The 9,835-nt window shown below is 68.6% G+C and carries 8 protein-coding genes and 1 other RNA gene; 8 read left to right on the top strand and 1 reads right to left on the bottom strand.

Annotated elements, in window-relative coordinates; translation table 11 throughout:
• Positions 1–38: 38 nt before the first annotated feature.
• Entirely contained in the window at positions 39–233 is a 195-nt protein-coding gene (locus ACWGIG_RS32775) for a hypothetical protein (protein ID WP_453325329.1), read from the bottom strand.
• Between the two features lie 267 nt (positions 234–500).
• Here ACWGIG_RS32775 and ftsE point away from each other — a divergent pair, with 267 nt between their 5' ends.
• From ftsE to ACWGIG_RS32735, 8 genes are all read left to right on the top strand, one after another.
• Positions 501–1,190: a cell division ATP-binding protein FtsE gene (gene ftsE, locus ACWGIG_RS32770; protein WP_362411984.1), complete on the top strand. Its 690-nt coding sequence runs from the start codon at positions 501–503 to the stop codon at positions 1,188–1,190.
• A gap of 10 nt (positions 1,191–1,200) precedes the next feature.
• Positions 1,201–2,121 carry a permease-like cell division protein FtsX gene (gene ftsX, locus ACWGIG_RS32765; RefSeq protein WP_453325328.1) on the top strand — a complete coding sequence of 307 codons (921 nt, stop codon included), beginning with the start codon at positions 1,201–1,203 and terminating at the stop codon, positions 2,119–2,121.
• A 98-nt stretch (positions 2,122–2,219) separates the two neighbouring features.
• The gene (locus ACWGIG_RS32760) at positions 2,220–3,407 is read left to right on the top strand and encodes a S41 family peptidase (RefSeq protein WP_453325327.1); all 1,188 of its coding nucleotides are present in this window, start codon (positions 2,220–2,222) and stop codon (positions 3,405–3,407) included.
• An 18-nt stretch (positions 3,408–3,425) separates the two neighbouring features.
• The gene (smpB, locus tag ACWGIG_RS32755) at positions 3,426–3,917 is read left to right on the top strand and encodes an SsrA-binding protein SmpB (RefSeq protein ID WP_453325326.1); all 492 of its coding nucleotides are present in this window, start codon (positions 3,426–3,428) and stop codon (positions 3,915–3,917) included.
• Between the two features lie 142 nt (positions 3,918–4,059).
• Positions 4,060–4,430: a transfer-messenger RNA gene (gene ssrA, locus ACWGIG_RS32750) on the top strand.
• Between the two features lie 362 nt (positions 4,431–4,792).
• Positions 4,793–5,644 (top strand): hypothetical protein, encoded by an 852-nt coding sequence (locus tag ACWGIG_RS32745; RefSeq protein WP_453325325.1) that lies wholly within the window; start codon positions 4,793–4,795, stop codon positions 5,642–5,644.
• A gap of 16 nt (positions 5,645–5,660) precedes the next feature.
• Positions 5,661–7,871: a bifunctional polysaccharide deacetylase/glycosyltransferase family 2 protein gene (locus ACWGIG_RS32740; protein WP_453325324.1), complete on the top strand. Its 2,211-nt coding sequence runs from the start codon at positions 5,661–5,663 to the stop codon at positions 7,869–7,871.
• Positions 7,868–9,745 carry an acyltransferase family protein gene (locus ACWGIG_RS32735; RefSeq protein ID WP_453325323.1) on the top strand — a complete coding sequence of 626 codons (1,878 nt, stop codon included), beginning with the start codon at positions 7,868–7,870 and terminating at the stop codon, positions 9,743–9,745. The genes ACWGIG_RS32740 and ACWGIG_RS32735 overlap by 4 nt, the downstream gene beginning before the upstream one ends.
• The last annotated feature ends 90 nt before the right edge of the window (positions 9,746–9,835 follow it).

Here is a 9,835-nt window from a genome sequence, read left to right as displayed (position 1 = left end):
CCAGCGCCCCGGGCCCCTCTTTCGTGCGTATCGAACCGCTATGCGGCCTGGTGGGCCACCAGGGCCATCGCCGTCACCAGTATCAGCAGCAGGGCGATCAGCGCCGCCGGGCTGAGCTGGGAGAACAGGTTCTGCTGGTCCTCCAGGCGCTGCCTGCTCGCCCGGCACGTCGGGCAGCGGCCCTCGGCCACCGGTCCCGCGCAGTTCGCGCACACCAACCGGTCATAGGTCATGCGCTCTCCTTCTCCGGTCACCGGCCGCACACTCCGAGCAACGTTCCTCGACACTTCGCGTTCTCTCCCCATAACGCCCGGGGAAACGCATCCGTTCCCCTCCACTGTGCCAGCTGGCCGCCCGATCGGCGCGGCCCGAGGCCGCCGGCCACCCGCAGGCGCACGGCAAACCGGAGCAAACCCCTCATCGCGGGGAAGCAGCCTGCGAGCGTCCGGCCGGGTCGCGTATGGTCACGCACACCTACTCCCGGCGACCGTGGTGCACCTGTGATCCGATTCGACAACGTGTCCAAGTCCTACCCGAAGCAGAACCGGCCCGCTCTGCGGGACGTCTCCCTGGAGGTCGAGAAGGGCGAGTTCGTCTTCCTCGTCGGTTCCTCCGGCTCCGGCAAGTCCACCTTCCTGCGGCTGCTGCTGCGCGAGGAGCGCGCCAGCCAGGGTCAGGTGCACGTCCTGGGCAAGGACCTCGCGCGCCTGTCCAACTTCAAGGTGCCGCAGATGCGCCGCCAGCTCGGCTGCGTCTTCCAGGACTTCCGTCTCCTCCCCAACAAGACGGTGGCCGAGAACGTCGCCTTCGCGCAGGAGGTCATCGGCAAGCCCAAGGGCGAGATCCGCAAGGCCGTCCCCCAGGTGCTCGACCTGGTCGGCCTCGGCGGCAAGGAGGACCGGATGCCCGGCGAGCTCTCCGGTGGTGAGCAGCAGCGCGTGGCCATCGCGCGGGCCTTCGTCAACCGCCCCATGCTGCTGATCGCGGACGAGCCGACCGGCAACCTCGACCCGCAGACCTCCGTCGGCATCATGAAGCTGCTGGACCGCATCAACCGCACCGGCACCACTGTGGTGATGGCGACCCACGACCAGCAGATCGTCGACCAGATGCGCAAGCGCGTCATCGAACTCGAGAAGGGCCGTCTCGTACGCGACCAGTCTCGCGGCGTCTACGGCTACCAGCACTGAAAGGACGCCGATGCGCGCCCAGTTCGTCCTGTCGGAGATCGGTGTCGGTCTCCGCCGGAATCTCACGATGACCTTTGCCGTCGTCGTCTCCGTGGCTCTCTCCCTCGCCCTGTTCGGCGGGGCTCTGCTGATGCGTGACCAAGCCAGCGAGATGAAGAGCTTCTGGTACGACAAGGTCAACATCTCCATCTACTTCTGCAACAAGAACGACGCCGAGACGGGCGTGGCGCAGTGCGCCAAGGGCGCCGTCACCGCCGAGCAGAAGAAGCAGGTCGAGACCGACCTGAAGAAGATGGACGTCGTCGAGAGCGTCTTCCACGAGAACGCGGATCAGGCGTTCAAGCACTACAAGGAGCAGTTCGGCAACACCGCGATGGCGAACGTCATCACGCCGGACCAGATGCAGGAGTCCTTCCGGGTCAAGCTCAAGGACCCGCAGAAGTACAAGGTGGTGGCCACCGCCTTCGCCGGACGGGCGGGCGTGCAGTCCGTCGAGGACCAACGCAGCATCCTGGACCAGCTCTTCGAGCTGATGGACGGCATGAACGTCGCGGCGCTCGTCCTGATGGGCCTGATGCTCGTCATTGCGCTGATGCTGATCGTGAACACGGTGCGGGTGTCCGCGTTCAGCAGACGGCGCGAGACCGGCATCATGCGGCTCGTCGGCGCGTCCAGCTTCTACATCCAGGCGCCGTTCATCATGGAGGCCGCGGTCGCGGGCCTCATCGGCGGCGCCTTCGCCTGTGTGCTGCTCGTGCTCGGCCGGTACTTCCTGATCGACCACGGCATCGCGCTCGCCGAGAAGATGGAGCTGGTGCAGTTCATCGGCTGGGACGCGGTCCTCACCAAGCTGCCGCTGGTGCTCGCGATCAGCCTGCTGATGCCCGCACTTGCCGCCTTCTTCGCCCTGCGCAAGTACTTGAAGGTGTAGAAGCAGTCCTCACGGTGTGACAACAGCCCCACCCGAACCCCGTGTTCCCTACGGCATCCCGCCGTACGGAGCGCGGGGTTTGTCCTAGACTCGTCGCCATGTCAGACCCGGAGTTCGGTGTCCGGCCCCGCGGACTCTGCCGCGGGGCGGCCCTGGCATTGGTCTTCGCGGGTGCCCTGGCCACCGTCTCGGCGACCGGTTCGTGGAGTGACGAGGACGGGCCGCAGCCCTCTTCGGCCATCCGGCCCGCGGGGGCGAGCACCGACCGCGACGCGGTGTCCCGCGCGGCGGCGGAAGCGGTCGCCGACGGAAAGTCGGGCAAGAAGGCCGCCCAGGAAGAGGTCAGCCGCAGCGGCGACCGGTGGGGCGCGGTCTACGACCCGGCGGAGTACCGGGAGTTCGCACAGTCCCTCGACGGCGAGTACACCGGCGTCGGCCTGTGGGCCGAGCGGTGTGCCGACGGCGGGGTCCGGGTGGCCCGGGTGCAGCCGGGAGGTCCCGCCGCGAAGGCGGGCGTACGGAAGGGCGACGCACTCCGTACGATCGACGGCCACCGGGTCGATCGGCGGCCCGTCACGGAGGTCGTCTCCCTGCTGCGCGGCGACCGCGCGGGCTCGCGGGCGGCCACGTCCTCACAGGCCGGTACGTCCGTGACGCTCGGCCTCCGGCGCGGCACGCGCACCTGGAGCGAGACGCTGCGCCGGGCCACCCTCGACACCGAGGCCGTCACCGTCGAGAAGCTGTCCGACGGGGCCCTGCTGATCAAGGTCGCCTCCTTCACCAAGGGCTCGGGCGAGCGGGTGCGGGACGCGGTGCGCGGGGCTCCGGCGGGCAAGGGCGTCCTGCTGGACCTGCGGGGCAATGCGGGCGGGCTGGTCGGCGAGGCCGTCACCGCCGCGTCGGCCTTCCTCGACGGCGGTCTGGTCGCGACGTACGACGACCGGGGAAGACAGCGGGCGCTGCACGCCCAGCCGGGCGGGGACACCGGGAGACCGGTGGTCGCGCTCGTCGACGGCGGCACGATGAGCGCCGCGGAGCTGGCGGTGGGCGCGCTCCAGGACCGGGGCCGGGCGCTGACCGTCGGTTCCAGGACCTTCGGCAAGGGCTCGGTGCAGAAGCCGAGCCGGCTGGCGGACGGCTCGGTCGCCGAGCTGACGGTCGGCCACTACCGCACTCCCGCCGGGCACAACCTGGACGGGCGGGGCATCACGCCCGACCTCGCGGTCACCGAGAAGGCCCGGGAGCGGGCCCAGACAGTATTGAGTGGCCTTCAGGGGGGCTCGTAGTGCGAAAATGACCGCACTATGGCTAAGGAAAAGGACCCCAAGCGCAAGATCATCGCGCAGAACAAGAAGGCCCGGCACGACTACACCATCATCGACACCTACGAGTGCGGGCTGGTGCTCATGGGCACCGAGGTGAAGTCCCTGCGGCTCGGCCGGGCGTCGCTGGTGGACGGCTTCGTGCAGATCGAGGGCGGCGAGGCGTGGCTGCACCAGATCCACGTACCGCTGTACTCGCAGGGCACCTGGACCAACCACGCGGCCCTGCGCAAGCGCAAGCTGCTGATGCACCGGGCCGAGATCGACAAGCTGGAGTCCAAGTCGAACGAGAGCGGCCACACGATCGTGCCGCTCGCGCTCTACTTCAAGGACGGCCGGGTGAAGTGCGAGATCGCGCTCGCCAAGGGCAAGAAGGAGTACGACAAGCGGCAGACGCTCCGCGAGAAGCAGGACACGAGGGAGACGAACCGCGCGATCTCGGCGGTGAAGCGCAAGGAACGCGGGCAGCTGTAGGTGCTGCTGGCAGGTCCGCGCGGAAATAGGTTGGCACCGTCGGACGTTGGTCACGTACGATGGCAACTGCACCCCACATGGTGATGGGGCCAGCACGGTGAAGGCGGCGCAAGCCTCTGGATCCGCATTGAAAAATCAACATGGGGATGATCGGTTTCGACAGCGGATGTCGAAGCAGGGGAAGCGTGTCGAGGAAGCGGCAATGATCTCGTAAACCATATGTCGCAACCAATAATCGCCAACACCAAGCGCGATTCCTTCGCCCTCGCTGCCTAAGTAGCGACTGTGTGAAGTGTCAGCCCGGGGGTGATCCCGACCCGGATCCTGGCATCATCAAGGGATCTAAACTCTCAGGCCCGGTCACGGGGCCTGGGAGGAAATCAAACAGTGACTGAGCCCGTCGGAGACTTGTCTGCGTGATCTCCGGGGCCGAGAAAATCGCAGCAGACTGCACACGGAGAAGCCCTGTTTTTGCACCGTTGGACGCGGGTTCGATTCCCGCCATCTCCACAATTCCCATGTGAGGCGAAGGCCCGGCTGCTACGGCAGCCGGGCCTTTGTCGTATCTGCCTGCACCTCGTTCCGGCCGCCCCACTCGTTGTCGTATGCGTCACGTGATGTCTTATCCGGCGTAGAGATAGGGGGTAAATGGTGCGAAACGGACACGGAATGACTCATTCCGACGGACGGTATGTCATTGATGTGTGACAAGGGGCCACTCGGGAGAAGCGGGGACACTCGCGTGCGTTACATTCATCCTCCGGGTGCAGTGTGATAGGACGCTTGGTCGGGTGGGGGCCCGGATCAATGGTGGTGTCCAGCTAGTCGCGCGCGCCCACCGATGAAATCAGTCAGTGGGGGATGTGCGGACAGCTATGGACAACATGAAAAAGGGTGCCCAGACCGGGCAGACCCGTCAGATACGCCAGATACGTGACGTGGACGACCAGACGATGCAGCTCGATTCCGTCGGGTCGCAGTTCGCGCGTCGCGAGCAGGCAGGTCCCGTACTCCCCGAGCTGCCCGCCGAGGGCGGCAGCGGTCCGGTGTTCGTCGACGAGAGCGGCCGGCGGGGCAGGAAGTTCCGCAGGCTCGGCTGGGTGCTCGGCGCGGTGTGCGCCTGTTACGCGGCGATGCTCGTCGCCTCCCTCATCGGCGGAAACTCCCTCGCCCCCGATCTCTTCCTCCCCGGCGTCAAGGCCGAGGAGAAGGCCGACAAGGTGAAGTCGGAGCCCAGCCCCACCACGTCCGTGCCGAAGCCGGACGGAGTGCCCCCGGTCTCCGGGAACCAGCCCCCCTCCGGCCAGAACCAGCAGACGCCCGGCACCGGCAAGGTCCCCGCGGGCGGCGCCAAGAAGGACGACCCCAAGGAGACCCCGGCCAGTCAGAAGCCGCCGGTCGATCCCGGCAAGGCAGCCGACGGCAACGCGGGAGCGGGCGGCAACCCGAAGCCCCCGCCGGTCGACCCGGCGGGCGGCAACGGCCCCGGTGGCACTCCGGGCGGTACTCCCGGCGGCACTCCCGGTGGCACTCCGGGCGGCAGTGGCGATCCCGGTGGCGATCCGGGCGGTACTCCCGGTGGCACTCCGGGCGGCAGCGGCGATCCCGGTGGCGATCCCGGTGGCACTCCGGGCGGTACTCCCGGCGGCACTCCGGGCGGTGACGACGCCGGCGGTACGCCCAGCGGCGGCGAGCCCGTTCCTGACCCCGAGACCTCGACCCAGTAGAAGGCACGGCACGTAGATGTCCAACCCCCGCAGGCGTTCCTCATCGGGCGCCCGCCGCTCCGCCGCGCGCAAGCGCAGCCCCAGGCGGCGCTGGTTCCCCATGCGTTACCTGTTGCCTTCGCTGATACTCGTCGCCCTGATGGCGATGCTGATGCTGCGCGGCTACGTACACAACGAGATCCTGGCCGACCACAAGGGCGCGCGTGAGCCCGTCGACCAGCTCACGGTGCCGAAGGAGATCCTCAAGGGCGGCCCGGTCGTCGACACCCGGGACCCGAAGAAGCCGCAGGCGCAGCACGTACGGGACAAGCACGTCGTCATCACCTTCGACGACGGCCCCGACCCGGAGTGGACCCCGAAGGTCCTGGACAAGCTGAAGGAGTACGGCGCCCACGGCGTCTTCTTCGTCGTCGGCTCCAACGTCACCCGCTACCCGGAACTCGTCAAGCGCATCGTGGACGAGGGGCACGAGCTGGGGCTGCACACCTGGAACCACCCCGACCTCTCGTTCAAGACGCGCGACGGCATCGACACGCAGTTCTCCCAGAACCAGCTCGCGATAGCCGGCGCGGCCGGGGTGCACACCTCGCTGTTCCGGCCGCCGTACTCCTCCTTCTCCTACGCCTTCGACGATGCCGGCTGGCCGGTCGCCAAGTACGCCGGCGAGCTCGGCTACCTCACGGTCGTCAACGACACCGACTCCGAGGACTGGAAGGAGGGCCACAGCGTCGCGGAGATCATCAAGCGCGCCACGCCCAAGACCACCAAGGGCACCGTCGTCCTGATGCACGACTCGGGCGGTGACCGCTCGCGGACGCTGAAGGCGCTGGACCAGTTCCTGCCGGACATGCAGAAGCGCGGCTTCAAGTTCACCACCCTCACCGAGGGGCTCGGGGCCCCCTCCGCGCACACCCCGGTGACGGGCCCGGAGCTGTGGAAGTCGAAGACGTTCCTTGCCGCGATCACCGTCTCCGACGCCATCACCGACGCCCTGACCTGGGGTCTCGCGATCGTCGGCTCGCTGGTCATCGCGCGCTTCGGGCTGATGCTGATCCTCTCCTTCGCGCACGCCCGCAAGGTCCGCAGACGCGGCTTCCGCTGGGGTCCTGAGATCACCCGGCCGGTCACGGTCCTCGTGCCCGCGTACAACGAGCGCGAGTGCATCGCCAACACCGTGCGCTCGCTGATGTCCAGCGACCATCCGATCGAGGTCATCGTCATCGACGACGGCTCGACGGACGGCACCGCCGACATCGTCGAGCAGATGCGCATCCCCAACGTCCGGGTCGTCCGCCAGCAGAACTCGGGCAAGCCCGCCGCCCTCAACAACGGCATCCGGCACGCCCGTTACGACATCATCGTGATGATGGACGGCGACACGGTCTTCGAGCCGTCCACCGTCCGCGAGCTGGTCCAGCCCTTCGGCGACCCGCGCGTCGGCGCGGTCGCGGGCAACGCCAAGGTCGGCAACCGCGACTCCCTGATCGGCGCCTGGCAGCACATCGAGTACGTGATGGGCTTCAACCTGGACCGCCGTCTCTACGACATGCTCGGCATCATGCCGACCATCCCCGGCGCGATCGGCGCGTTCCGCGCGGACGCCCTGCACCGGGTCGGCGGCATGAGCGAGGACACCCTCGCCGAGGACACCGACATCACCATGGCGTTCCACCGCGACGGCTGGAAGGTCGTGTACGCGGAGGACGCACGCGCCTGGACCGAGGCGCCGGAGTCCGTGCAGCAGCTGTGGTCGCAGCGCTACCGCTGGTCGTACGGCACCATGCAGGCGATCTGGAAGCACCGCCGTGCGTTCATCGAGAAGGGCCCCTCGGGCCGCTTCGGCCGGATCGGCCTGCCGATCGTCTCGCTCTTCATGATCGTCTTCCCGTTGCTCGCCCCGCTGATCGACATCTTCCTGATCTACGGCCTGGTCTTCGGCCCGACCGGCAAGACCGTCATCGCGTGGTTCGGCGTACTGCTGCTCCAAGTGGTCTGCGCGGCCTACGCGTTCAGGCTGGACAAGGAGAAGATGACGCATCTGCTCTCCTTCCCGCTCCAGCAGATCCTGTACCGCCAGATCATGTACGTCGTCCTGCTCCAGTCCTGGATCACCGCCCTCACCGGCGGCCGGCTGCGCTGGCAGAAGCTGCGCCGGACCGGTGTGGTCGAGGCGCCGGGGGCCCTGCCGGGCCAGCGGCGCGAAGAGGAGAGGTGGCCGGTCGGATGAGCCACGGTTATCCGGGCACGAACGGCAACGGCCACCCCGACGACGCGGAGTACGACGCGGACGGCTTCCCGCGACAGCTGGACGGCCGCCAGGGCCCCCCGCCGGCGCCCCAGCAGGGCGGTGGCGACGGCGGCGGCTGGCCGCAGGTGCGCAACAACCCGGGCCCGTCCATGTACGGACAGGGCCAGGGGCAGCAGGGCAACGGCTACCCCCAGGCTCCGGCGTACCCCCAGGCCGGGAACCGCCCGCAGCAGACGCAGGGCGGCGGCTGGCCGCAGCAGACGAACAACCGTCGCCCCCGGGCCGGGTACGGATACCCGCAGGCCGGGAACCCGCAGGCCGGGTACCCGCAGGCCGGGAATCCGCCGCAGCAGGGCGGCTACGCCCCGCAGGAGGCGTCCCGTTACCCCGACGCCGCGTACCCGGGCGCCGGTCACGCGGAACCCGGTCACGCAGATCCGGTATTCGCGGACCCGGCTTACGCGGAGGGCGCCACCACGACGTTCCCGCAGCAGGAGGAGACTCCCGCGTTCGCGCGGGCCGCGGTCGGTGCGCCGACCCGGCAGCAGCCGGCCTGGGGCCGCGACCCCGAGGCCGGCGGCGCGGTGGACGACCCGTACGGGCCGAGCACTTCGGCCTGGCCCGAGGCGGCGGAACCGGCTCTGGCAGCGGAAGCGGATTCCGGTGCTCCGGGAGCTGACGCTCCGGAGAAGGACGCCCCCGAGGCGGCCCCGAAGAAGCCGGGCCGCGACCGCTACCTCGACCTGCTGCGCTCTGTCGCGCTCGTCCGCGTGGTGCTCTTCCACGTCTACAACCAGGCGTGGATGACCATCGTCTTCCCGTCCATGGGCGTGATGTTCGCGCTGGCCGGTTCGCTGATGGCGCGCTCGCTCAGCGGCAGGCCCGGCCTCACCGTCATCAAGAGCCGGGTACGGCGACTGATGGTGCCGGTGTGGCTGTTCGCGATCGTCACGCTCGCGCTGATCTTCAACGGCGGCTGGAAGCCCGGCGTCGGTGAGGACGGCGATTCCATCATCTGGTGGTGGATCAAGCTCGCCTGGTGGTTCGTGCCGGTGGGCGCCCCGACGGGACCGGCCGAGGTCGGCTCCGACGGCGGTCTGCTGGGCCTCGGCTGGGCGGAGCAGACCTCGGGTCCGCTCTGGTACATCCGTGCGTACCTGTGGTTCGTGGTGCTGTCGCCGCTGATGCTCAAGGCGTTCAAGAAGCTGCCGTGGGTGACGATGCTGGCGCCGCTCGGCATCTCCCTCGTCATCGGTCTGGAACTGGTCCAGATCCCCGGCGAGACCGGCAACGCGATCAAGGACTTCTCGACCTTCGCGTCCTGCTGGATCCTCGGCTTCGCCCACAACGAGGGCACGCTGAAGAAGCTCAAGGCCTACATGATCCCGTCGTTCGCGGCGGTCCTGATGGGCCTGGGCCTGTGGTGGGCGGGCACGCACCCCGGTGAAGTGCCGTGGAACTTCGACGAGATCGCCGTGGCCAACGCCCTGTGGTCGCTCGGCTTCTGCGCGATCCTGCTGCACTACTCGCCGTCGTGGCAGGAACTCCCGGGCAAGCTCAAGGGGTTCGACACCCCGATCACCCTGGCCAACAACCGGGCCGTGACGATCTACCTCTGGCACGAGATGGCGATCATGCTCGCCATCCCGGTGATCGACCAGATGTGGGGGCTGCCGGTGGTGGGCGAGCTGATCAGTCCGTACCTCGGGAAGCTGTACCAGGTGCTGATGTTCATCTTCGCGTGGCCGCTGATCGCGGTGGCGATCGCGTCGTTCGGCTGGGCGGAGGATGTCGCGGCGAAGCGGAAGCCGAGGCTCTGGCCGAACGGGGCGAAGAAGAAACAGAAGCAGTAGCTTCTGCGGAGTGCTGGGAGCTGTACGAACGCCCGCCCCCTCGGGGAGCTGCACGAACGCCCGCCCGCCCCCTCGGGGGGCGGGCGGGCG

Source organism: Streptomyces sp. NPDC054863, assembly GCF_053610825.1.
This window is presented reverse-complemented; position numbering and strand designations above follow the sequence as displayed.